The organism is Tardiphaga sp. 619_E2_N8_4, from assembly GCF_051810905.1.
GTDB lineage: Bacteria > Pseudomonadota > Alphaproteobacteria > Rhizobiales > Xanthobacteraceae > Tardiphaga > Tardiphaga robiniae.
Window position 1 is genome coordinate 5,150,519 of the sequence record NZ_JBPWQJ010000001.1, and the last position, 23,995, is coordinate 5,174,513.

At 62.6% G+C, this 23,995-nt stretch carries 18 protein-coding genes; 6 read left to right on the forward strand and 12 right to left on the reverse strand.

The genetic code is table 11. From position 1 onward, the window contains the following. The first annotated feature begins 16 nt into the window (after positions 1-16). Positions 17-292 carry a hypothetical protein gene (locus AB8A23_RS24640; RefSeq protein WP_439057836.1) on the forward strand — a complete coding sequence of 92 codons (276 nt, stop codon included), beginning with the start codon at positions 17-19 and terminating at the stop codon, positions 290-292. A gap of 247 nt (positions 293-539) precedes the next feature. On the opposite strand, the gene ahcY is transcribed toward AB8A23_RS24640, so the two are convergent. The 3 genes from ahcY to AB8A23_RS24655 form a co-directional block, all read right to left on the reverse strand. Further along, positions 540-1,961: an adenosylhomocysteinase gene (ahcY, locus tag AB8A23_RS24645; protein ID WP_231077436.1), complete on the reverse strand. Its 1,422-nt coding sequence runs from the start codon at positions 1,959-1,961 to the stop codon at positions 540-542. A gap of 204 nt (positions 1,962-2,165) precedes the next feature. Continuing rightward, entirely contained in the window at positions 2,166-3,359 is a 1,194-nt protein-coding gene (gene metK, locus AB8A23_RS24650) for a methionine adenosyltransferase (protein ID WP_089268239.1), read from the reverse strand. Between the two features lie 60 nt (positions 3,360-3,419). Next, positions 3,420-4,775 carry a hypothetical protein gene (locus tag AB8A23_RS24655; protein WP_089268228.1) on the reverse strand — a complete coding sequence of 452 codons (1,356 nt, stop codon included), beginning with the start codon at positions 4,773-4,775 and terminating at the stop codon, positions 3,420-3,422. Positions 4,776-4,953: 178 nt separating this feature from the next. Between AB8A23_RS24655 and AB8A23_RS24660 the strand changes: the two genes are divergently transcribed. Then, entirely contained in the window at positions 4,954-6,264 is a 1,311-nt protein-coding gene (locus AB8A23_RS24660; protein WP_439057835.1) for a UDP-glucose dehydrogenase family protein, read from the forward strand. 86 nt (positions 6,265-6,350) lie between these two features. Here the strand turns inward: AB8A23_RS24660 and AB8A23_RS24665 are convergent, their stop codons facing one another. From AB8A23_RS24665 to AB8A23_RS24690, 6 genes are all read right to left on the reverse strand, one after another. Further along, positions 6,351-7,469 carry a cobalamin-independent methionine synthase II family protein gene (locus tag AB8A23_RS24665; protein WP_439057834.1) on the reverse strand — a complete coding sequence of 373 codons (1,119 nt, stop codon included), beginning with the start codon at positions 7,467-7,469 and terminating at the stop codon, positions 6,351-6,353. A gap of 31 nt (positions 7,470-7,500) precedes the next feature. Beyond that, the gene (locus AB8A23_RS24670; protein WP_439057833.1) at positions 7,501-8,247 is read right to left on the reverse strand and encodes an ABC transporter ATP-binding protein; all 747 of its coding nucleotides are present in this window, start codon (positions 8,245-8,247) and stop codon (positions 7,501-7,503) included. Then, positions 8,240-8,992 (reverse strand): ABC transporter ATP-binding protein, encoded by a 753-nt coding sequence (locus AB8A23_RS24675; RefSeq protein ID WP_089268231.1) that lies wholly within the window; start codon positions 8,990-8,992, stop codon positions 8,240-8,242. The genes AB8A23_RS24670 and AB8A23_RS24675 overlap by 8 nt, the downstream gene beginning before the upstream one ends. Then, the gene (locus AB8A23_RS24680) at positions 8,989-9,987 is read right to left on the reverse strand and encodes a branched-chain amino acid ABC transporter permease (protein ID WP_439060461.1); all 999 of its coding nucleotides are present in this window, start codon (positions 9,985-9,987) and stop codon (positions 8,989-8,991) included. Before AB8A23_RS24680 ends, AB8A23_RS24675 begins: the two co-directional genes overlap by 4 nt. Before the next feature lie 52 nt (positions 9,988-10,039). Then, positions 10,040-10,906 (reverse strand): branched-chain amino acid ABC transporter permease, encoded by an 867-nt coding sequence (locus tag AB8A23_RS24685; protein WP_068738185.1) that lies wholly within the window; start codon positions 10,904-10,906, stop codon positions 10,040-10,042. 213 nt (positions 10,907-11,119) lie between these two features. After that, on the reverse strand, positions 11,120-12,289 hold the full coding sequence (locus AB8A23_RS24690; protein WP_068738187.1) for an ABC transporter substrate-binding protein: 1,170 nt from the start codon (positions 12,287-12,289) through the stop codon (positions 11,120-11,122). 248 nt (positions 12,290-12,537) lie between these two features. Here AB8A23_RS24690 and AB8A23_RS24695 point away from each other — a divergent pair, with 248 nt between their 5' ends. Then, the gene (locus tag AB8A23_RS24695; RefSeq protein ID WP_068738189.1) at positions 12,538-13,029 is read left to right on the forward strand and encodes a MarR family winged helix-turn-helix transcriptional regulator; all 492 of its coding nucleotides are present in this window, start codon (positions 12,538-12,540) and stop codon (positions 13,027-13,029) included. Between the two features lie 541 nt (positions 13,030-13,570). Here the strand turns inward: AB8A23_RS24695 and AB8A23_RS24700 are convergent. Together AB8A23_RS24700 and AB8A23_RS24705 are read right to left on the reverse strand one after the other, a co-directional pair. Beyond that, positions 13,571-16,660, reverse strand: a complete 3,090-nt coding sequence (locus tag AB8A23_RS24700; RefSeq protein WP_439057832.1) for an autotransporter outer membrane beta-barrel domain-containing protein — start codon at positions 16,658-16,660, stop codon at positions 13,571-13,573. Positions 16,661-16,972: 312 nt separating this feature from the next. After that, entirely contained in the window at positions 16,973-19,768 is a 2,796-nt protein-coding gene (locus AB8A23_RS24705; RefSeq protein ID WP_439057831.1) for an autotransporter outer membrane beta-barrel domain-containing protein, read from the reverse strand. A 213-nt stretch (positions 19,769-19,981) separates the two neighbouring features. On the opposite strand from AB8A23_RS24705, the gene AB8A23_RS24710 reads away from it, so the two are divergent. Both AB8A23_RS24710 and AB8A23_RS24715 read left to right on the forward strand, forming a co-directional pair. After that, positions 19,982-21,706 (forward strand): winged helix-turn-helix domain-containing protein, encoded by a 1,725-nt coding sequence (locus AB8A23_RS24710; RefSeq protein ID WP_439057830.1) that lies wholly within the window; start codon positions 19,982-19,984, stop codon positions 21,704-21,706. A 211-nt stretch (positions 21,707-21,917) separates the two neighbouring features. Continuing rightward, on the forward strand, positions 21,918-22,085 hold the full coding sequence (locus AB8A23_RS24715) for a hypothetical protein (RefSeq protein WP_439057829.1): 168 nt from the start codon (positions 21,918-21,920) through the stop codon (positions 22,083-22,085). A 25-nt stretch (positions 22,086-22,110) separates the two neighbouring features. Here AB8A23_RS24715 and purU read toward each other — a convergent pair whose 3' ends face one another. Beyond that, positions 22,111-22,971 (reverse strand): formyltetrahydrofolate deformylase, encoded by an 861-nt coding sequence (purU, locus tag AB8A23_RS24720; protein ID WP_439057828.1) that lies wholly within the window; start codon positions 22,969-22,971, stop codon positions 22,111-22,113. A gap of 143 nt (positions 22,972-23,114) precedes the next feature. Here purU and AB8A23_RS24725 point away from each other — a divergent pair, with 143 nt between their 5' ends. Continuing rightward, positions 23,115-23,951, forward strand: coding sequence for a uroporphyrinogen-III synthase (locus AB8A23_RS24725; RefSeq protein WP_439057827.1), 837 nt, complete (start codon positions 23,115-23,117; stop codon positions 23,949-23,951). Positions 23,952-23,995 lie beyond the last annotated feature (44 nt).

Consider the following 23,995-nt stretch of genomic DNA (forward strand, 5'->3'; position numbering starts at 1 on the left):
GACACTCGCCCCGAAAATGGCGACTTCGTTCAACGGTGGCGCGCTGATCGATCCGTTGACCTATGACCTCGGCAGTTCGGCCGTCTACATGGCTGGGCTCTCGGCGGACTACGCAATCACGCGAGAATGGCATGCCAACGCCGGCGTCGACTTTCTGAGCTTTCGATATGGCGCGTCGGCCGTGGCACTCGACGGCTCGCTGGAACCAGATAGCCGGACGTCCAACTGGACCCTGAAGGCCGGCTTTGGCTACAGCTTCTATAAATCACCAGCGATCGCAGCGAACTACTAACTGTCGGAACCTGCAAACGAAGGAAGTGCGTAGCCGGATGAGCGCAGCGACATCCGGTACAAGATAACTCCGTCCTCATTGTGAGGAGCGCGCTCTTCGCACGCGTCCATGATGCGTTTGTCTCCATCCTTCGAGACGCGGTCCAAGACAACCGCTCCTCAGGATGAGGGCCCAAGCTTGTATCGAACATCAACAAAAAGCCCCGGATCGCTCCGGGGCTTTTCTTATTCACTTCGTCACGCCGAACTCAGTAGCGGTAGTGGTCTGCCTTGAACGGACCTTCCTGCTTCACGCCGATATAGTCGGCCTGGTCCTTGCGCAGCTTGGTCAGGTTCACGCCGATCTTGGCGAGATGCAGCATCGCCACCTTCTCGTCGAGCGACTTCGGCAGCACGTAGACTTCCTTCTTGTACTTGCCGTCCTTGTTGTTGGCGTAGAGTTCGATCTGCGCCAGCGTCTGGTTGGTGAAGGATGCCGACATCACGAAGGACGGATGACCCATGGCATTGCCAAGGTTCACGAGGCGGCCTTCCGACAGCATGATGATGCGGTGACCGTCAGGGAACGTGATTTCGTCGACCTGCGGCTTGATGTTGTCCCACTTCAGGTTCTTCAGCGACGCGATCTGGATCTCGTTATCGAAGTGACCGATGTTGCAGACGATGGCACGATCCTTCATCGCGCGCATGTGCTCGATGGTGATGATGTCCTTGTTGCCGGTCGCGGTGACGAAGATGTCGGCCTGGGGCGCGGCATCTTCCATCGTGACGACCTGGTAGCCTTCCATCGCCGCCTGCAGCGCGCAGATCGGATCGACTTCGGAGACCATCACGCGGCAGCCGGCCTGGCGCAGCGAAGCGGCCGAGCCCTTGCCGACATCGCCGAAGCCGGCGACCATCGCGACCTTACCCGACATCATCACGTCGGTGCCGCGACGGATGCCGTCGACCAGCGATTCACGGCAGCCATAGAGGTTGTCGAACTTCGACTTGGTGACGGAGTCATTGACGTTGATCGCGGGCCACAGCAGCGTGCCAGCCTTCTGCATGTCGTACAGGCGATGCACGCCCGTGGTCGTCTCTTCCGAGACACCCTTGATGCTCTCGGCAATCGCCTTGAAATAGCCCTTCGGCTTTTCCTTGAGCTGCTTCTTGAGCAGCGCGAAGAACACTTCCTCTTCTTCCGAAGCGGGCTTGTCGAGGAACGCCGTGTCGCCGTTCTCTGCCTTGAGGCCGAGATGGACATACATGGTGGCGTCGCCACCATCATCGAGGATCATGTTGGGGTGACCACCGCCGTGCCAGTCGAACAGTTTTGCGGTGTAGTCCCAGTATTCGGTCAGAGTTTCACCCTTGATGGCGAATACCGGAATGCCGGCAGCGGCGATCGCGGCCGCGGCGTGATCCTGGGTCGAATAGATGTTGCAGGAGACCCAGCGGATGTCGGCGCCGAGTGCCTTCAGCGTCTCGATCAGCACGCCGGTCTGAATGGTCATGTGCAGCGAGCCGGCGATGCGGGCGCCTTTCAGTACCTGCTTCGGGCCGTATTCCTCGCGGGTGGCCATCAGGCCTGGCATCTCGGTCTCGGCGATCGAGAGCTCCTTGCGGCCGAAGGCGGCGAGGTTGATGTCTTTGACGATGTAGTCGGTGAAACCGTTGGGGGCGGTCATATTTGAATCCTTGTTCCTATAGTGCGAGAGGTTCTCGCGGACGCTCATAACTGCGCCCTCTCCCCTCGCGGGAGAGGGCTGCACAGACGGTCACGACATACTCGGTTCGGAGAGGGGGCTGGTCGTAGGCCCTCTCCCGCCTTCGCTTCGCGAAGGCACCCTCTCCCGCTGCGCAAAGCTTCGCCGGGGAGAGGAGCAGTAAGATCAGACGTTGCGCTTCAGCGCATCGACGAGATCGGTCTTCTCCCAGGAGAAGCCGCCGTCGGCATCCGGCGTGCGACCGAAATGACCGTAGGCGGACGTACGGGCGTAGATCGGCTTGTTGAGGTCGAGATGCTTGCGGATGCCGCGCGGCGTCAGGTCCATCGCGGCAGCAACGGCCTTCTCGATGGCATCGTCAGCGACCTTGCCGGTGCCGTGGGTGTCGACATAGATCGACAACGGGCGCGCCACGCCGATGGCGTAAGCGAGCTGCAACGTCGCCTTGTCGGCGAGGCCTGCGGCAACGATGTTCTTGGCGACGTAACGCGCAGCGTAAGCAGCCGAACGGTCCACCTTGGTGGAGTCCTTGCCCGAGAATGCACCGCCACCATGCGGGGCTGCGCCGCCGTAGGTGTCGACGATGATCTTGCGGCCGGTGAGACCTGCGTCGCCATCGGGACCGCCGATGAAGAACTTGCCGGTTGGGTTGATGTGCCAGATCGTCTTGTCGCTGATCCAGCCATCCGGCAGCGCCTTGCGGACGTAGGGCTCGACACGTTCGCGCACCTGGTTCGAGGTCATGTCCTCAACGAGATGCTGGTGCGAGACGACGATTTCGCGCACGCCAACCGGCTTACCGTTTTCGTACTGCACAGTGACCTGGCTCTTGGAGTCCGGACCGAGCACCTTTTCGGTACCGGCATGACGGGCTTCCGAGATCAGGCGCAGGATCTTGTGCGCGTAGAAGATCGGCGCCGGCATCAGCTCGGGCGTTTCGTTGGTAGCGTAACCGAACATGATGCCCTGGTCGCCAGCGCCTTCTTCGGCATTGGTCGGCTGCTTGGCATCGACGCCCTGTGCGATATCGGCCGACTGCGGATGCAGCAGAATCTCGACGTCGGCGGTCTTCCAGTGGAAACCGTCCTGCTCGTAGCCGATGTCCTTGATGGCGGCGCGAACGACGGCTTCGATGTGGTCGTTGGTGACGGTAGATGGACCGCGGGTCTCACCGGCGATCACAACCTTGTTGGTGGTGGCGAGGGTTTCGCAGGCAGCGCGAATATCCCAAGGATCAATGCCCGCCTTCGGGCCTTCGCGGAAGAACAGATCGACGATCTCGTCGGAGATACGGTCGCAGACCTTGTCGGGATGGCCTTCAGAAACCGATTCACTGGTGAAGAGATAAGACGCGCGCATCAACTGGTCCTCTAGGTTGCGCCGGAGCCCGGCAGCCTTTGTCACATTGTTCCAGAAATGTCAGTCGCGACGCCGCGAGATGACGTAGGATTCGTCGTAGAACCAGAGACCGTTGTGCTTGCGCAGAACTTCTCGGGTAGCATCCAGGTAACGGCCGCTCTCCGTCACTTCCGTCAAACGGTCATCCTCGATTTGAGCCACGTAAACCGCCGCGTTCCACGCTGCAAAAGCCGTCGAAGTTCCGATCGATCCGGTCACCTCGTTCGGCAGCGCCTCCATGGCGTAGCGAAAGATCGACCGCTGGTCGGAATAGGCATTGAAGTTCAGATCGCGGCCGGCTGAGCCCAGCTCGTATTTCACTGCGCGCAATAGCTCATGACGGCTCACGGCGAAAGGGTTTTCTTTGGGCCAGACGGCTTGGACGATCTCCATACCGGGGTCCTGCCCATGCGAGTGGATACCGATCAGTCGCCCACCTGCCCGCAGGGCCCGGGCCAGCGGCGCCATAATCCGTTTGGCCCGAAATTGCACCGAAGACTTCGCCCGATAGGGCTGGGAGGCGATAATCAGGTCAAAATTGGCCTCCGTGCGCCCTGCGCGGGGGATAATAGAATCCAGCAGGAACCGGTGATCCTCGCGATAAACCACCAGCGCCACGGGCCGTTCATAGGTCGGCATGCCTGATCGGGGGTTGATGCTGGCCCGCCAGTTGTCCTCAAGAAAAGCTCCAAGTCCGGCGATCTGGTCGGCGAATTCGCCGGACGAAGCCCCCCGCAGCGGAACTTCGTGCCAGATCATGGCGGCCGCGGCGGCCGGCGATGCCGGGGTCAGTGTGGGCGCCTCGGCATAATGCATGTTGGTCAGGACGAAGACCGTGGCCGGATGTTCGAACAGCCGATCCGGCACCTTGTCCAGCGTCAGCCGGACGTCCTCGAGGCTGAGCTCCTTGCCGGCGATATAGAACGGCATATGCGGAAAACGGCCGTGCATCGAGCGCATCACCCGCGCCAGCACCGTGCCGTCGCCAACGCCCGCATCGAACACCCGCAGCGCTGGCGGGCGCGGATGGATGCTTGCCAATTCGAGGCCGACGCGATCGGCAATGACCCGCTTTTCCGAGCAGGTATGGACAAACAGCAGGTATTTCTGCCGATTCTCGAAGAAGCGGAAATTGCTGCGCGGATCGCGACGTTCGATTGGCGGCTCCAGCCCGCGTGGCGGCGGCACGCCCTCCGGCATCGATTGGGCAATGAAGGCCTGGATCCGCTCCAGCGTGTCGATGGTGATGCGCTTTCCCTCACGCAGGCGATTGACCAGCTTGCCGTCGTTGACGGCCCGGCGACCGAAGGTCGACTCCGCCATCTCCGCCTGTCGGCAGAAATCCGAGATGATTCCGAGGATCTGATCGTTCTTCATGTGCGGGGATATGACCGGAAGTGGGCAGAATTATGCTTGGCCCACTCTTTAGCACAGTCTGCCCACAGATGAAATGCCCCCTTCGATCCGCCTGCCGTCGTGTGAAAGTCGCGCGCTTCTGCTAGGATGTGCCAAGTTCAAATTCTCGCCTCTCGATCACTCAAAACGGGCTTTCTCCATGCGCATTGCGATGATCGGCACCGGTTACGTCGGCCTTGTGTCCGGCGCCTGCTTCGCCGATTTCGGCCATAACGTGATCTGCGTGGACAAGGACAGCAGCAAGATCGACGCCCTGCTCCGTGGCGAGATCCCGATCTTCGAGCCCGGCCTGGACGCGCTGGTGGCCAGCAATGTGAAAAGCGGCCGGCTCGGCTTCAGTCTCGACCTCAGTGAAGCCGTGAAGACGGCGGATGCCGTGTTCATCGCGGTCGGCACCCCGTCCCGCCGCGGCGATGGCCACGCTGATCTCAGCTACGTGCACGCCGCCGCGCGCGAGATCGCTGCCAACCTGCGCAATTTTACCGTGGTCATCACCAAGTCGACCGTGCCTGTCGGCACCGGCGACGATGTGGAACGCATCATCAAGGAAGCCAATCCCGACGCCGACGTCGCCGTGGCGTCAAACCCGGAATTCCTGCGCGAGGGCGCCGCGATCCGCGACTTCAAGCATCCGGACCGGATCGTTGTCGGCACCGACGACGAGCGCGCACGCACGGTGATCTCGGAGATCTATCGCCCGCTTTATCTCAATCAGGCGCCCATCATGTATACGGGTCGGCGCACCGCCGAGCTGATCAAATACGCCGCCAACGCATTTCTCGCGACCAAGATCACGTTCATCAATGAAATCGCTGACCTGGCCGAGCGAACCGGCGCGGATGTCCAGGACGTCGCGCGTGGCATCGGCCTCGATAACCGCATCGGCGCGAAGTTCCTGCATGCGGGTCCCGGCTTCGGTGGCTCGTGTTTTCCGAAGGATACCCGCGCACTGGTCAAGACCGGTCAGGACTACGACGCGCCGCTGCGGATCGTCGAGGCCGTCCTCACCGTCAACGATAACCGCAAGCGCGCCATGGCCCGCAAGGTTTCTGCCGCGCTAGGTGGCAATCTGCGCGGCAAGACCGTCGGCGTGCTCGGACTGACGTTCAAGCCCAATACCGACGACATGCGCGAGGCGCCGTCAATCCCCTTGATCACCGCACTTCAGGATCTCGGCGCGACCGTGCAGGCCTACGATCCCGTCGGTATGGAACAGGCCAAGCACGAACTGCCGGATATCACCTATTGCGACGATGCCTATGCATGCGCGACTGGCGCCGACGCGCTGGTGATCGTGACCGAGTGGGAACAATTCCGCGCGCTCGACCTCGCGCAAGTGAAGCAGAAGATGAAGCAGGCGGTCATCGTGGACCTGCGCAACATCTACCGCCCCGAGGAGATGGAGAAGGCCGGCTTCACCTATGAAAGCGTGGGCCGCGGCAAGTCCTGAGAGCTCATCGTCAGGAGACTAAATGCAAATGCCCGGCAAAAGCCGGGCATTTTTGTTGGCGAGCCGCCAGTCAGGCGACAGCGGGCTTACTTGCCCCAGAGCTCGTTCGCGACATCGACCGCAAGCTTGAGCTTGGCCCACTGCTCTTCCTCGCTGAGGATATTGCCTTCCTCGGTCGATGCAAAACCGCATTGCGGCGACACGGCCAGCTGCTCGAGCGGCGCGAACTTCGAAGCCTCTTGCAAGCGCGCCTTGATGTCTTCCTTCTTCTCGAGCTCACCGAACTTCGAGGTGATGACACCGACCACGACGACCTTGTTGCCCTTCGGCAGGAAGCGTAGCGGTTCGAAGCCGCCGGCACGATCCGAATCGTATTCGAGAAAGTAGCCGTCGTAATTGGTACCAGCGAGCAGCGTTTCAGCCACTGGCTCGTAGCCACCGGACGAAATCCAGGTGGAGCGGAAGTTGCCGCGGCAGACATGCGTGGTGATCACCATATCCGCAGGACGCTCGGCGATCGCGTAATTGATGATGCGCGAATAGATCTGCTGCAGATTGTCGGCATCCTCGCCGCGCGCACGGACCTTGTTCAGCTCATCTTCCGAGCAGAGATAGGCCCAGACCGTATCGTCGAACTGCAGGTAGCGGCAACCGGCGTCGTAGAACGCCTTCACGGCCTTGCGATAGGTCTTGGCGAGATCCTCGAAGAACACTTCGATATCCGGATAGACGTCCTTCGAGATCGCCTTGCGACCGCCGCGGAAATGCAGAACTGCCGGCGACGGGATGGTCATCTTGGCAGTGACGCCGGCGGTGTCGCAGTGCTTCTTCAGGAACTTGAAGTGCGCAAGCATCGGATGATCGTCGGGGAAATCCACCTTGCCGATCACGCGTACCGAGTCATGACGGGTCTCGACGCCGGTGAACTGGATGCCGGTGTCAGGATGATAGAGTTCGCAGCCAGTCAGCTTGGCGAGGAAGTCGAAGTGCCACCACGAACGACGGAACTCGCCGTCGGTGGCGAGCTTGAGGCCGGTCGAGGCCTGGCGATGCACAACCTTCTCGATCTCGATGTCTTCGACCTTGCGCAGATCGTCAGCCGAAATCTCGCCCTTCTCCAGCTTGGCGCGTGCTTCCTTGATCGATGCTGGCCGCAACAGGCTGCCGACTTCGTCGGCACGGAACGGGGCTTTGGTTCTCTGCATAGTCGTTACTCCAGAATGCTCGGTTTGCAGATCAGCCGGGTGTGCCGGCCGTGTGTTTGTTCTTGCTGCCGGCCGCGCCGGCGACGCCGAGGAAATGCTCCAGCACGGCAGGATCGGATTTCAAAGCAGCACTCGTTGCATCATGCACGATGGTGCCGCGTTCCAATATCACGACACGATCGGCAAGCCCGAGTATTTTTTGGGCATTCTGTTCCACGATGATGGAACAGATGCCGCCGGCGCGTGTGATCTTGCCCAGCGCCGCCAGCAACTCATCGACGATGATCGGCGCAAGGCCTTCGGTCGGTTCATCCAGCAGCAGCACCTGCGGATTGAGCGTTAGCGCACGCCCAATCGCCAGCATTTGCTGTTCACCGCCGGACAGTTGATTGCCGAAATTGTTCTTGCGCTCTTCGAGCCGCGGAAACATCTCATAGATCTTCTTGATGTCCCATGGCCCAGGCTGCGCCACGGCGGTCATGTTTTCTTCCACGGTGAGCGAGCGGAAGATATTGCGCTCCTGCGGCACCCAGCCGATGCCGGCGCGGGCGCGCTGGTCCGGCCGCAGCGACGTAATGTCCTTCCCGCCAAGCTTCAGCGTGCCGCTGAAGCGGCGGGTGACGCCGACGATGGAATTGATCAGCGTGGTCTTGCCGGTGCCATTGCGCCCGAGCAGCGCCAGCACCTGGCTTTCGCCCAGTTGCAGCGTCATCTTGGGAATGACCACGGCTTCGCCATAGCCCGCGCGCAGGTCATCGATGTCGAGAAGGTCAGACATCGGCGCCCTCGCCCAGATACACGGCCTTGACGCGCGGATCGCGCGCCACTTCGTCCGGGGGACCTTCCACCAGCATGGCGCCCGCGACCAGCACGGAGATGCGATCGGCAAAGGAGAATACCAGATCCATGTCGTGCTCGATCAGCAGCACGGTGACATCGCGCGGCAGGCTGGCGACGGCCGAGAGAATATCGTGGCGCTCGCTTTCCGGCACACCCGCAGCCGGCTCGTCGAGCAGCAGCACGCGCGGCTTGGTGGCGATGGCGACGGCGATCTCGAGCAGGCGCTGCTTGCCATAGGGCAATGTCGCCGTCGGCTCATTCATGACGTCGAGCAGATGAAAGCGCGCGAGGTTTTCCGCGATCGCGTCATTGACGTCACTGCGGGTGCCCATGCGACGCCACCAGTCGCTGCCATGGCCGAGATGTTCGGACGCAGCGAGACCGACCGTCTCCAGCGGCGTCATGTCGGGATAGAGCTGATTGATCTGGAAGGTGCGCGACAGCCCGCGCAACACGCGCTTGTGCACCGGCAGCCCGGTGATGTCGTTGCCCTCGAGCAAGATGCGGCCGGAATTGGGCTTGAGCACGCCGGTCAGAAGATTGATCACGGTTGTCTTGCCGGCACCGTTCGGGCCGATCAGCGCGTGGCGCGCACCGGCCTCGATCTTCAGCGACAGATCGCGCGTGACCCGGAGCCCACCGAAGGATTTTTCGAGATTGACGGTTTCCAGCGCGATGGTCATGGCGCCTCACCTTCCGGCGCAACGACCGGCGTCTTGGCGCGGCTGAACTTGCTTGCGATCAGGCGCGGCAGGAACATCGCCCAGCGATGCATGCGGTCGCGACCGATCAGCACGATGACCACCAGCACGGCGCCGATCCAGAACTGCCAGTATTGCGGCGTCAGTGTCGAGAACAGCTCCTGCAGCAGTTTGAAGATCACCGCACCGATCAAGCCGCCATAGAGATAGCCGGTGCCGCCAATGATTAGCACCAGCATCAGGTCGGCGGAGCGATCGAAGGCGAAACCATCGAGCGAGGCCAGCGCCGTCGTCTGCGTCGAGAGTGCGCCGGCAACACCCGCATAGAAGGCGGCGATGGTGTAGATTGCGATCAGCCGACGATTGACGGGGATGCCGATCGCCGAGGCGCGCAGCGGATTGTTGCGGATCGCTCGCAGCGACAGGCCGAACGGCGAATGCACGATGCGTCGCGCCAGCAGGAACAAGACGAACAGCACGCAGAGACAATAGATGAAGCCGACCTTGCCGAAGATATCGAACGAGAACTGGCCGAGGATCGGCGCCATCTCGATGCCCTGAAGGCCATCGGAGCCACCGGTGATATTTGAAAAGCGGTTGGCGAGTTCGCGCAGTAACAGCGCAATACCGAGCGTCACCATCAGCCGCGTCAGATCTGACCCGCGCATGACGAGAAAGCTCGTCACGAAGCCAAGCGCCATCGCGGCAAGACCAGCCACGACCAATGCAATCACCGGCTCGGTGACGATGCCGTGTAATGCGAGGAGTCCCGCCGCATAGCCGCCAAAGCCAAAGAATGCGGCGTGGCCGAGCGACACGATGCCGGCATAGCCGAGGATGAGATCGAGCGAGAGCGCAAACAGCGCGAGCCAGGCGATCTCGGTCAGGATCAGGTAGCGGTTCGGGAACAGCAGGATGCAGCCTGCGGCGGCGAGCCAGAACACGACTTCGGGCCAGCGCCATTGCGCGCGCGCCATGGCGAAGGTGCCGACTTCCGGATGGGTGGTGCTGTTGGCTGTCATGACGCCCTCACCGCGCCGCCGTACGGCCAAACAGGCCGTTCGGGCGCCAGATCAGGATCACGATCATCATGGTGTAGATCACGAAGGCGCCGAGTTTCGGCACGTAATATTTGCCGGCGACATCGCCGATGCCCAGCAGCAGCGAGGCCAGGAACGGCCCGGTGATGCTGGACGAGCCGCCGACCGTCACCACGATCAGGAAGTAGATCATGAACTTCAGCGGGAAATACGGATCGAGGCCGAGGATTTCCGCGCCAAGTGCGCCGCCCATGCCAGCCAATCCGCAGCCGAACGCGAAGGTCAGCGCGAAGACCTGCGGGACGTTGATACCCAAACCCGACGCAGCGCGCGGATCATCGACCGCGGCGCGCAGGCGGCTGCCGAAGCGCGTCTTCGATAGGATCATCTGCAATGCGATGGTGAGCAATCCGCAGATCACGATGATCATCAGGCGATAGCGGCCGACGCCAAGGCCGAACAGATTGATCTGACCCTGCAGATAATCCGGGAGATGGATGAAGGTCTGTGCCGAGCCCATGAAATAGTCCATCGCCGTCACCGACATGAAGACGAGGCCGATGGTGAACAGCACTTGGTCGAGATGGCTGCGCGTGTAGAGATGGCGATATAGCGATCGCTCCAGCACGGCGCCGATCGCAGCGCTCACCACAAAAGCAATCGGCAAAGCCGCAAAGAATGGCAGGCCGGCGCGATTGACCAGGATCGCGCAGGCATAACCGCCCGCCATGGCGAAGGCGCCGTGCGCGAGGTTGACGAAGTTCATCAGGCCCAGCGTCACCGCCAGCCCGCACGCCAGCACGAACAGCAACATGCCGTAGGCGACGCCGTCGAACAGAATGGTGAGAAGGGTCATGGGATGGTGAGCACTTTCTTTCTTATCCCTCCCCCGCGCTTGCGTGGGGTCTAGCGGGCGACCTCGCCCGCTATGGGTGGCCGGCCGTCAGGCCGGTCGGGTGGGGGTGCCCCACGATAGGACGGAGCGTGGGGCACCCCCACCCCGGCCTATCGGCCGACCCTCCCCGCAAGGGGGAGGGATGCTACTGGCGGCAGTGCGCTATTGCGAAAGTTACTTCTTCGTCTTGCCGGGATCCTTCACCGCCTCGAAGGTCGCGAATTCGATGTTGTAGAGTTCGCCGTCCACCTTCTCGACCTTGCGGATATAGATGTTCTGCACGATGTCGCGGGTCTCCGGATCGATCGAGATCGGGCCGCGGGGGCTCTCCCACTTCATGCCCTTCATCGCCGCGATCAGGCTGTCGCCATCGGCCTTGCCGCCGGTCTTCTTCAGCGCTTCGTAGACGAGATGAATGCCGTCCCAGCCGCCGACCGCCATGAAGCCCGGACGGGTGTTGTACGCCTTCTTGTAGGCCGCAACGAACTCCTTGTTCATCGCGGAGGGATGCGCTGCCGAATACAGATGCGCAGTCACGGCGCCCAAGGCCGCATCGCCCATATTGTTCAGCAGGTCGTCGTCCATCACGTCGCCGGGTCCGATCACCTTGATGCCGGACTTGTCGAGGCCACGCTCGGCATACTGCTTCATGAAGTTGCCGCCCTGCCCTGCAGGCACGAACACGAACACCGCGTCGGGCTTTGAGTCCTTCATGCGCTGCAGGAACGGCGCGAAATCCGGATTGGCGAGTGGCACCTTGACCTCTTCGACGATCTCGCCGCCACCGGCGGTGAAGTGTTCCTTGAAGAACTGCAGTGCGTCGTTGCCCGGTGCGTAGTCGGAGGTCAGCGTCGCGACTTTCTTGATGCCGTTCTTGGCGGCCCAGTCGCCGATGATGGTGGAGGACTGCGCCAGCGTGAACGAGGTGCGCACGATATAGGGCGAGCGCTCGGTGATGATCGAGGTGCCGGCAGCCATCACGATCTCTGGCACCTTGGCCTGGGTCGCGAGCGGCGCAGCGGCCAACGCAGCCGGCGTGACGCCGAAGCCGGCGATGATGTTGACCTTCTCGTTGACGATCAGTTCCTGCGCGAGGCGCTTGGTATTGTCCGGCAGCGCCGCGTCATCCTTGAGGATGATTTCGACTTTCTTGCCGGCAACGGTGTCGCCGTTCTTCTGCTGATAGAGCTTGATGGCGTTGTTGATCTGCTGGCCGGTCGAAGCCTGGCCGCCGGTCATCGGCACGATCAGACCGATCTTGACGGTCTCCTGCGCCTGCGCGAGCCCGCCGATGGACAGCACGCCGACAGCAGCCACGGTCGCGGAAATGAAATTCCTCAGCATTAATTCCTCCTCTGTAGGTGATGCCGGCTCTTCAAGGCCGTGAAGTCATAGTCCCCATACGCTGTCGCCCGCGATGATGATCGCCCGCGATAACGGAGCCATGTTGACCTGTCAACGGCTGGGTTGACAACACAACGCGGTCTGTTGAACTGCGTAATTCCGACGCATCGTGGCATGCTGCTAAAGTCTAGCCAAGCATTCACGGGCCGCTCGATTTCCGTTCATTTCAGATTGCAGATCGTATCCAGATGACAAAGCCGGTGATCAACCATGGACGATATGTACCGGCGCTCATCAATTTCCTGGGCAACAAGCTCGCCGCGGGTGCCTCGAGTGCCTATCGGCGCGAATTCGGCGTCGGCGTCACGGAATGGCGAATCCTCTCGAAGCTCGCCAGCGAAGACGCGTGCACCGCACAACAGATTTGCCAGTATTTCGATCTCGACAAGGGTCTCGTCAGTCGCACCCTTAAATCTCTGGTCGATAACGGCAGCGTGACAGTGACCGATCTGGCCGGCGACAACAGGCGCGTCGTCATCCTGACCAAATCCGGCCGCGCGCTGCATGACCGGATCATCGAGCTGGCGCTGGACCGCGAACGGGTCCTGCTGGATTGCCTCGATGAGAAGGAAGTCGAAAAGCTGATCGACATGCTGGGCCGCCTGCTGGCACAGGCACCGGCGGTCAACGCGGTACAGGTTCGCAAACCCGCTGCATCGAAGCGCAAGACCACGGCGTGAGACGACATGGCTGAGTGCGGCCACGCGCCGTCCTTGCCCGCGCCTGTGCGCGTGCGTGGCGGTCCCGGTGGCCTCCCTCAAGAATGAGGGAGATGAAGCGCCGAAAGGCGCGACTTGGGTACAGTGCCGCAGCGTAGTGTCCGGATCGCCGGACAGCAGAGGCCGCGGAAACGCCTTTCGACGCTCCATCGTGGCGATTTCTGTCCCCGGGACCGTTCTTCCGGGCAAAGGCGCAGACCTCCGCAGTCCGCTTATCCCGACGGTTTCCCGCCGTTCACCAATGCCACGTCCAGCCAGCATGAGTGGCAGACCCCCGTAGTGGGGCCGGACGGTGACCCAGGGCCTCCCGAGTGCGTGAGGAAACGTCTCCCTCCCGCCCGCAGGCGCCACATCCCGCCCCGCGCTAACAAGCGTCCCTGGCAACGCCCCTCAAAGTGGGACGGGATGCAAGAGAATATAATCTGCATTGGAATGGCGTCAAGGATTATTTTCAGATATCTGCCGAACGAATGCGCGCAGCGCACCGCGCCCTCGGCACCTGCTACCACGTATAACGCGCAACGCCCTTGCCGGCATAGCTGCGCGTGACGTCCGAGAACTCGCCCTCGAATGTCGCTGCCAGCGAGAAGCCGCTGATGAAGCTCATCTCGGCCGACGCGGTGGTCAGCGCCGCATCGCGTGCCGGCGCTGCGCCGGACACCGTGAACGATGCGCCGGGCAGCGACTGGAACGTGGCGGCCACGCTGCGATCGCTGTTGAAGTCATGCGCCCATGCGGCGCGGCCACGCAGCGTCAGGATCGCATCGTTGACGGCGAAGGACTTATCGGTGCGCAGGCCGAGTTCGCTGCGGGTCGATGTCACTGTCTTGCCCGCGTAGTTCAGCGCAAAGGTGCTGGCGCCGCCATTGACGGTTTCCGTATAGGACGGCAGGTCGAATGCGATCACCTGCGCGGCGACATAGGGCGTCACGCCGACGCCGCCGAGCCATGAACTCACAGTGCGGTTACCGCCTTCGACCCGCGCCGAATAGGAATTCGCATTGAATTGCGCATGCAGGCGATCAAGGCCGGCGACGGTCACGATGCGATCGGTGGTGATGTCCTGCCAGCCATAGGCGGCCGCGGCGGTGATATAGGCAGACGAAACGCTGTGGCGCACGAAGGCGCCCATCTGAAACATGTCCGAATGACCGCTGCCGCCATTGGCCACGGAGAAATTCGTGCCGGCGCCCGCAAGCGAGAAACCGGCCACCGTGTTCGGCGACAACAGCACATCGGCGCCGACGGCGGTGCCGCCGATGCTGCTGCGCGCGGTGTTCGATCCCGTCGCCGCATTGCCGTCGGTGGTCTGCGAGCCGCCGAAGCCCGACGCCCAGACGCTCCAGCGCGTCTCGAATGATGGCGTCAGCGGCGGCGCCTTGGTGAACATCGCGAAGGCATCACGCGGCTTGCGCGCATCCGCATATCCCATCGCGCCCGGCGCATCGAATCCCCTGCCCGCGCTGAACGGATCGGTCATCATGCCCATGAACTGCGTCATGGCGTTGAAGGTCGTCTGCTGCGATCCCGTCGCGGTTTCGCCCGAGGTCTGCGTCAGCGCGTTGCGCAGCGCGTCGCCGGTGAGCGCAAACAGCGCGTTGAACTGGCTCGGCATCGTGCCGCCGCTCACCAGCGCATTGTCGATGGCAGTTGCGACGGCCTTCTGATTGCGGCTGGCACTGTCCGGCAGGTTCGGGCTGAGCAGGCCGGGATCGACGGTCAGCAACACGTCGTTGCCCACATAGCTCAGCCGCGCATTGCGCGCGAAGTTGTTGACCAGGGTTGTCGTGTCGAAGCTGCCGCTGATCGCGCCGGCAGTCAGGATCGTATAGGTCGTCGTCGCGGCGATGCGCGCCAGCGGATCGACCGTGACCTTGCCAGCCAGCGTCGCGGTGCCGGTGACGATGGTCTTGTCGGATGATGCTCCGGAGATCTGCACCAGATAGGTCGATGCCGCCGTCATCGTCAGGCTGCCAGTGACATTGAGCGTGCCGATCGAGTTGCCGGGCGCCAGCGTGCCGCCATTGATCAGCGTGTCGCCGACAAAACCGTTGCCGCCGAGCGTGCCGCCTGAATTCACCGTGGTCAGCGACGACGACGCGATTGAACCGTTGACGCTGAGCGTGCCAGCGTCGACCGTCGTCGTCCCGGTATAGGTGTTGATCCCGCTCAGCACGGTGTTGCCCGCACCGGTCTTCACCAGTTTGCCCTGGTCGGCGCCGCTGTCGGAAATGACTCCGTCGAAGCTGTAGAAGTTCGAGCGATTGAAGATCAGCGTGCCGCCGTTGGCGACATCGCCGACGATCGAACCGGTGGTGCCGCCATTGCCGATCTGCAGCGTCGAGCAGAAGCAGATCGCGGTGCCGCCGGTATAGGTGTTGGCGCCGGTCAGTGTCGTGACGCCGGTGCCGTCGATCCACAGCGACATCTTCGCCGCCGCGCCATCTCTGATCACGCCGGCAAAGGTCGTGCTGCTATTGTTGAGGCCGACGACCAGAACCGCATCGGCGGCGTTGGCATTGGTCACGCTGCCGGCGCCGGCCAGCGAGCCGATGAACTGGAACGGGCTGTCGAGGGCCAGCGTGGCGCCGGCCGCGATCGTATAGGCGCTGTCCGGGCTGAGCGAGCCGCTCGCGAGCAGCGTGCCGGCAAGAATATTGGTGGCGCCGGAATAAATGCTGTTGCCGGTGAGCGACAGTGTGCCGGCGCCGGTCTTGTTCAATGCGCCAGGCGTCCCGCCGCTGTCCGCGATATTGCCGGACAGTTCGAGAGTGCCGGTATCGACCTGCAGGGTGCCGCCGCCAGTGCCCAAAGCAATGCTGCGCGCCGATGAAAAGCCGGCAGTCGTCTGCAGCGTGCCGCCGGTGAAGGTCAGCGCCCCCGCTGCGCCGCCGAGATTGGCATTCTGCGCGACGCTAATCGTGCCGCCGGCAAAGGTCGTGCCGCCGGTGTAGGTGTTGATCCCGGACAGGATCATCGTGCCGGCGCCGGTCTTCACCAGCGAGCCGCCGGTGCCGCCGTCGGCGATGACGCCGGTGACGTTGGTGGAGAAGTTGTTGCCACCGACCGTCAACTCGTTTTGGCCCAGTCTGAAAGTGCCGCCGCCGTTGATCGAGCCGGCGCTGAGCTTGTTGTCGCCAAGGGGGCCGGTCGATCCGCCGAAATCCGTGGTACCCGCCGCGCCATTGGTGATAGCCGCGTTGCCGGCCGTGCTGGTGTTAATGAATTGCAGTTGGAAGTTGTTGGCGATGGTGGCACTGCCGGCCGTGCTGGAGTTGGCGAAAGTCATGACGCTGTTGTTGGTGATGTCGACTGAGCCGCCGTTGACGACGATGCCGGCGCCGACGAAAAAGAGACTGCTGCCGACGGTGAAGCTGTAAGCCGAAGCACCGGCATTGAAGGTCCAGCCGCCGAGGGTCGTAGAGGCCGAAAATGACAGCGCGGCGACGCCGGACGTGCCGAAGAACGCGGTGCCGGTCGGCACCGCGGCCGGCCCCCAGTTCGCTGCCGTGTTGAAGTCGCCCGAGCCAGGCGCGCTCAGCCAGGTTGCGTCCTGCGCCGCCGCCGGCAGCGCCGCCCAAAAGGGCGCCAAGCACAGCGCCGACGACGCCAGCAAAATGGCCCGCAACCACCGCGCCGCGCCGAATCGATCGTTGAGACCCCGTATCGCCACCCGCTCACCCCGTTGCATTTCGACGCTCAAGGGCGCGGCGAAGCCGTGTATCGGAGCGGACCCTGCCACAATGGAACCGCGCCGTCCTCGCATTTTGCGCAAAGCGACGCGCGGCCCCCAAAAATGGTCGGTTCGACAGGAGATTCCCCGGCAATGTCGCCGGAAAGTCACAACCCGTTGGCGCGTCCTTGCACGACGGCCAAGCCGACGCCACCCATCAGGCAGACTCAATCACCATGTGTAACGCACCAGGCCCTTGCCGGCATAAGAGCGCGTGACATCGGAGAACTCGCCTTCAAAGGTCGCGGCGAGCGAGATGCCGCTGATGAAGGACATCTCGGCCGAGGCCGTGGTGAGCGCGGCGTCATGCGCCGCCGCTGCGCCATTGACGACGAAGCTGGCGCCGGGCAGCGACATGAACGTCGCCGATGCGGCGCGGTCTGTGTTGAAATCATGCGCCCAGGCCGCGCGGCCGCGCAGCGTCAGCAGCGCATCGCCGACCACGTAGGATTTGTCGGTGCGCAGGCCGAGTTCGCTGCGGGTGTCGTTCACGGTCTTGGAGGTGTAGCTGAGCGCGAAGGCGTTGCTGCCGGCGGCAACGGTTTCCGCATAGGCCGGCAACATGACGGCGGTGAACTGGACGGCGGCGTAAGGCGTGAGACCGAGCCCGCCCTGCCATGACGTCACGGTGCGATTGCCGACTTCAAAACGTCCCGAAAACGTATTGGGGCTGAAACGCGCCTGCAACTGATCCGTCATTACGCTGCGGTTGGTGGTGACGTCCTGCCAGCCATAGGCCAGTGCACCGGACAGATAGGTCGAGCCGATGCTGTGGCGCACGAAGCCGCCGATCTGAAACAGATCCGAGTGGCCGGAGCCGCCGCCGGTCACGCTGAAGCTGGTACCGCCGCCGGCCATCGCAAAACCGGCGACGGTGTTGGGCGAGATCAGATAGTCGGCGCCGACGGCGACGCCGCCGATGCGGCTGCTCGATGTATTCGAACCGGCGACCGCATTGCCATCGGTGGTCTGCGAACCGCCGAAGCCCGACGCCCACACGCTCCAGCGCGGATCATAGGCTTGCGCCAGCGGCGCCTTGGTGAACATCGCAGTGGCATCGCGCGCCGCACGGCTCTTCGCTGTCGACGTGTCGGCGTTGGTGTCGGCGAATCCCATCGCGCCCGGCGCCGTGCCGCCGCGACCTGCTGCAAAGACGTCGGTCATCGATCCCATGAACTGCGTCGTCGCCCCCATGGCGATCTGCTGCGATCCCGTTGCAGTCTCGCCGGAGGCCTGCGTCAGCCCGGTGGCGGTCAGTCCGCCATAGACCAGCGGAATGCCGCCATTGCGGTTGAAGTAATTGACCAGCGCGCTACCGACGCCGGACTGATTGCCGCTGAGGCCCGTGTTCGGCGGCGCGATGAAGGCAAGCGCCAGATCCAGATAGGCATTGTTGGCGTCGTAGCTCAGGCTGGTCCTGAAGCCTGACGGCAGATTGCTGTTAACGAGCGCGTTGAAGGTGGTGCCACCAAGACCGCCGGTAGCGTTGAGGATGGCGTATTGCCTGACAACGTAAGAGCCCGCCGCGAAGCTGGCATTGACAGTGCCGCCGTTCAGCGTAGCGCTGCCGGTGACATTGGTGCGGTCGGATGAATACGGCGAGACCTCGACATTGTAGTTCGACCCGGCGCCGAAGGTCAGGTTGCCATTGACGGTGATGGTGCCGATCGAGTTGCCCGGCGCCAGTGTGCCGCCCGATGCAATCGTCGTGTTGCCGAGCGTGCCGGTGCCACCGAGCATGGCGCCATTGTTGACGGTGAGCATCAATGACGAGGCAATCGAGCCATTGACGATCAGCGCGCCGCCATTGACCGTGGTCGCACCGGTATAGGTGTTGGCGCCGGACAATGTCAGCGTGCCGGTGCCGGCTTTGACAAGCGACCCGCCGATGCCGCCGGCGCCATGGCCACCATCAGCAATGATTCCGGTGACATTGGTCGACAGATCATTGCCGCCGACGGTCAGTTGGTTGGCGCCGAGGGTGAACGAGCCGCCGCCGGCAATCGAACCGACGCCAAGCGCGCCGACATGAGCGCTGAAATCCGTGACGCCTGCCGCGCCATTGGTAATCGCAGCGGTGCCACCCGTACTCGTACTTATAAAGTTTAGCAAACCGCCGTTGGTTATCGCCGCACTGCCGGCCGTGGAGGCGTTGTAGAAATACATCAAGTTGACATTGAGAATGGACGCGTTTCCGGCGCTGCTTGTGTCAAGAAAACGCAGCAAGTTTGAATTGGTGATCGTGGCGCCGCCAGCCGTCGCACTATTACTGAAAAACAGGTCATTGGTACTGGTAATGGTCGCGCTGCCGGCTGTGCTGCTCGCGTTGAAAGCGAGATTGCCGGTATTCGTGATCCTCGCATTGCCCGCTGTCGTCGTTCCGTTGAACGACATCGAATTGCTGCTGTTGATGGTAGCGTTTGCGGCCGTGCTGTTATTATAAAACCCCAAAACGTAGGTGTTGACGATATTGGCGCTGCCGGCCGTGCTGGTTTGATTAAAAGACAAAATACCCGGGTTCGTCAGCGTGGCGCTGCCAGCGGTGCTGGCATTGTTGAAATTCAGCAGTCCGCCATTGATAAAATTGACGCTGCCGCCAAGGACGGAAATGCCGCCGCCGCTGAACTCAAGCGTTCTGAGATTGTCGCTTGAGAACGTGTAGGCCGGCGCCCCGGCGGAAAAAATCCAGCTGTCGAACACAATATCGGCAGTGATAACCACAGAGGCGGCGTTCGTGACTCCGAATGTCGCGGTGCCGGTCGGCACCCCCGCGCTCCAGTTACCAGCCAGGTTGTAGTTGTTAGAGCCGGGATTGAGCAGCCAGGTCGAATCCTGCGCCGCCGCCGGCAGCGCCGCCAAAACGGGCGCCAGGCCCAGTGCCGACGACGCCAGCAAAATGGCCCGCAGCCGGCGCGCCGGCCCAAGTCTCTGGTTGGCGAGTCTCTGGTTGAAAAGCCCTAGCGCCACCCGCCACCCCATTCCAGTTCGCCGTCGCTCGGGCATTTCGGCAACCGAAGGCCCGAGACGGCAGAATCAACGTCGCACGGGTGGCGCGCGGGCGTCCTGAAGCAGCGCGCGTATTTTCTGAAGTTTTTCTGATATCTTGCGATCAGACGCCCGCACGGCGCGTTTTCTGGTAATTGCTGGCCCCGGACGGTTTCGGGAAACCGCGGAGGCACGGTGTACCGTTTTGCTGGCTTTGAATTTGATCGGCTGCGCGCCGAGCTGCGCGGGCCAGACGGCAAAGCCATCAAGCTTCGGCCGAAAACCTTCGATATGCTGGCGCTGTTCGCAGCCAACGCCGGCCGCATCATCAGCAAACAGGAGCTGATGGAGGCGGTCTGGCCGAACGTCCATGTCGGCGAAGACAGCCTGTTTCAGTGCATCCGGGAGCTTCGTACCGCGCTGGGCGACGATCAGCGGCAGGTGATCAAGCTCGTGTCCGGCCGCGGCTATATGTTCGATGTCGAGATGTTGGCCGAACCGGCCGCCGTGGAGACGCCAGCCGCGTTGCCGCTGGCCGCCTTGAGCGGGGCGCCTGCCCGCGCCGTGGCCGCCGCTGAACCCGTCGAACGGCGGCGGTTGTTCGGCTTGCGCGGACCCGCGGCGCTCGCCGCAATGGCGGGGCTCGGCGCGATCGTTGGACTGGCCGTTGCCGCCCCGATCTTCGGTCCGGATGTCATCTTCGGGCGAGCGCCGCCGACCATCGCCGTGATGCCGATCGCCGGTGTGGGCAGCGACAGTCAGGTCGCCGAGACGGCAGCGAACGTGACCACGCGTCTCGTCGATGGCCTGGCGAAGATCGACAATATTCGCGTGATGACGCAAACCGCGCCGCAGCCGGCATCGCCACTTGCGACACAACCGGACTTCGTCGTGAATGGCGAACTGGCGAAAGGCGAGCGGTCGTGGGAGCTGCGTGCGCGCATGACTAGGACGGCGACCGGCGAAGTGGTGTGGACTGTGCCGGTGGCCGTCAGCTTCAAGGATTCAGACCTGGAAGAGCCAGACCTCGGGATGCAACGGTCCCGGCTGGCGGCGGGACTTGGACATCCGCTCGCGCTTCGCATCAACGCGCTTCTTGAGCCGGGTGCACGAACCGCTGCAACCGTCGGCCGTTCGCCCGGCAATGCCAGGGTTGCGATCGAGCAGGCCATCGCCTCAATCAACCAGACCACACGCGAGCGTTTCGCCACGGCGCAGGCGATGCTGGAAAAAGCGCTCGCCGAAGAGCCCAACAATGCCGACCTGCAAGTCGCGCTCGCGGCGCTGCAAATGCGCGGCATCCAGATGGTCTGGTACGGCCCGGACGACGCCGCCGCAGCGGAGAAAAATGCCAAGGCCATGCTGGAGCGCGCGGTGCGGACCAGACCCAGTTCTATTCCGGTGCTCGAAGCCTATTGCCGCTTTCTCAACGCGACCAATGAATTTGTCGAAAGCCTGGTGGTTTGCGCCAGAACATTGGCGTTCGATCCCTGGAACGGAATGGCGTTGTACCACATAGGCCTCGGGCAACTTCCGCTTGGCCGGTTCGAGGACGCGCTGGCAACGTTCAAGCAAGCCAACCGGTTTGATACGCCGCCGGTGTCGCGCTGGACCTGGCTGCTTGGCGCGGGAGTGAGCTACCTGATGATGGGCCGCGACGAAGAAGCATTGCCCTGGCTGCAACGGTCCATCGCCATCACGCCGGCCTCCGGGCGTCCGCTTGTGCTGCTGGCCGCGGCCTACCAGCGGTTGGGCCGCACGGACGAAGCACAGGCGGCTTTGACGCAAGGCTTGAAGCTGCGGCCCGGTTCGACAGTGAGCAACATCGGGATCCCGACCAAGAATGTCAGCGCCGCATATATGGAAGCGCGCGGCCGGATCGAACAGGCGCTCATCGCGGCCGGATTGCCGGAGCGCTGAGGCCGTCCAGCCACGCTCGGTAATATTTGACCATTGATTTGCCGTGAATTCTCGGCAAAACCCGTCGCAGATCTGCTATATTCCGCAGACCACCTCAAACCACGTTGCCACGATGCCAGTAGCCCGCCGCGTCCCCGCTTTTGTTTGTCTCGTGCTGCTGTCCTGCAGCCTTGGCGGTTGCGGCTCAATCAGTTCATTCATGGCCGGCGGCATGGCCGACCTCATCCCGGCATGGGCCGGCGGACTGCCAGCAGACGCGCCGCCGCGTCCGGGCTCTCCTGAATACGAAGCCTATGCGAAGCGGCACGAGCAGCAGCAGTCCGGCGCCATGACGGGGCCGGACCCCGCCACATCGCCCTCTGCAGAGGCTGTGCGCTGATCGCGAATTTCGCGCGACGCCTCGCTCAATTCATAAAGACGACGGTCTTCTTGCCGTTGAGGATCACGCGATCCTCGAGGTGATACCGCACGGCGCGCGCCAGCACGCGGCGCTCGATGTCGCGGCCCTTGGCCACGAGTTCTTCCGGCGTGTCGCGATGGCTGATGCGCTCGACGTCCTGATCGATGATCGGACCTTCGTCGAGATCGCTGGTCACGTAATGCGCCGTGGCGCCGATCAGCTTGACGCCGCGCGCATGGGCCTGGTGATAGGGCCGTGCGCCCTTGAAGCCCGGCAGGAACGAGTGGTGGATGTTGATGCACTTGCCGGACAGTTTCGCCGACATCTCGTCGGACAGGATCTGCATGTAACGCGCCAGCACCACGAGCTCGGTCTCGGTCGTGCCGACCAGATCCCAGATCGCCTGCTCCTGCTCGCGCTTGGTCTCCTTGGTGATCGGCATGTGGTGGAACGGGATGTCGCCGAAATCGAGATCCTTGAAGGCCTCGCGCGGATGGTTCGAGACGATCGCGGTCGGGATCATGTCGAGATCGCCGGTGCGCCAGCGATACAGGATATCGACGAGGCAGTGATCGGACTTCGACACCAGCAGCATGACGCGGCGACGCGTCGCCCGGTCGCGCATCTGCCAGTCCATCTTGAAGCGCTCGGCAATGGCCCCGAAGCCGGTCTGCAGCGCCGCCAGACCGACATTCACGTCGGCGGCGTTGAACACCACGCGCATGAAGAAGTGCCCGGTTTCGACATCGTTGAACTGCTGGGCATCGAGAATATTCTGGCCATTATGGGCCAGGAAGGTCGATACAGCGGACACGATGCCGGGGCGATCTGGACAGGACAGGGTCAGGACGAATTGATGGGACATGGGACGGGCTGATCTGCTTCAAGTGAACTGGAATTGAGGCCCTGCTCTATCATCCGAAGCAAGCTTGCGCCAATCCAATTGCGCGCTGCAATATGGACGTCATTGCCAGCGAATTAACGAACGAAAACAGGCAGAAAACGGATATGGCTGACAAGCTCAACGGTTATCGCATCCTGATCCTAGAGACCCGCGAGGAAGCGCAATTCTCCCGGCTGCTGACCGAACAGGGCGCCAATGTGCTGCAATGTCCGATGTTCACCATCGAGGACGCGCCGGATTCCGCCCCGGTCGAGGCCTGGATCGGCCGATTCATTGCTAACCCGTTCGACGACCTCGTTCTCATGACCGGCGAAGGGTTGCGCCGGATGATGAAAATCGTGCGTCAACGCGGCATCGAAAAAGAGTTCGTGGCGGCTGTCGGCCAATCCCGCAAATTCGCACGCGGCCCGAAGCCCGGTCGCGCCTTGCGCGAGATCGGCCTCGAGGCTGACATCACCACCGAGAAGCCGACCTCCGAAGGCGTCGCCGAAATGCTGTCGCGGCTCGATCTCAAAGGCCATCGCCTCGGCCTGCAGCTCTATCCCGAGAAGGACCACAGCGTTCTGATATCAGCGATCACCGCCTGCGGCGCCGAGGTCGATACGGTGCTGCCTTACGTCTACGACTCCAAGGCTGCTGAAACGAACATCCTCTCGGCCATCGACGAAATGGAAGCCGGCCGCGTCGATGCCATCGCGCTGACGAGTTCGGGTCAGGTGCGTCGTCTCGTCGATGCTGCGAAGGCGCATGACCGTGAGGATCAATTGCGCAGTGCACTTGCGAAAACACCGATCGCATCGGTTGGTCCCGTCGTGTCTGATGAATTGAAATCATACGGCCTCGAGGCCGACATCTATCCAGCCAATGATGCGTTCTTCATGAAGCCACTGATCTCGGCGATGTCGATTGCGCTCGACAAGGCTGCAGCGCGCGCCGAATGACTTGACGCCCGCACACATCTCGACATGATGCCCCGACACATAAA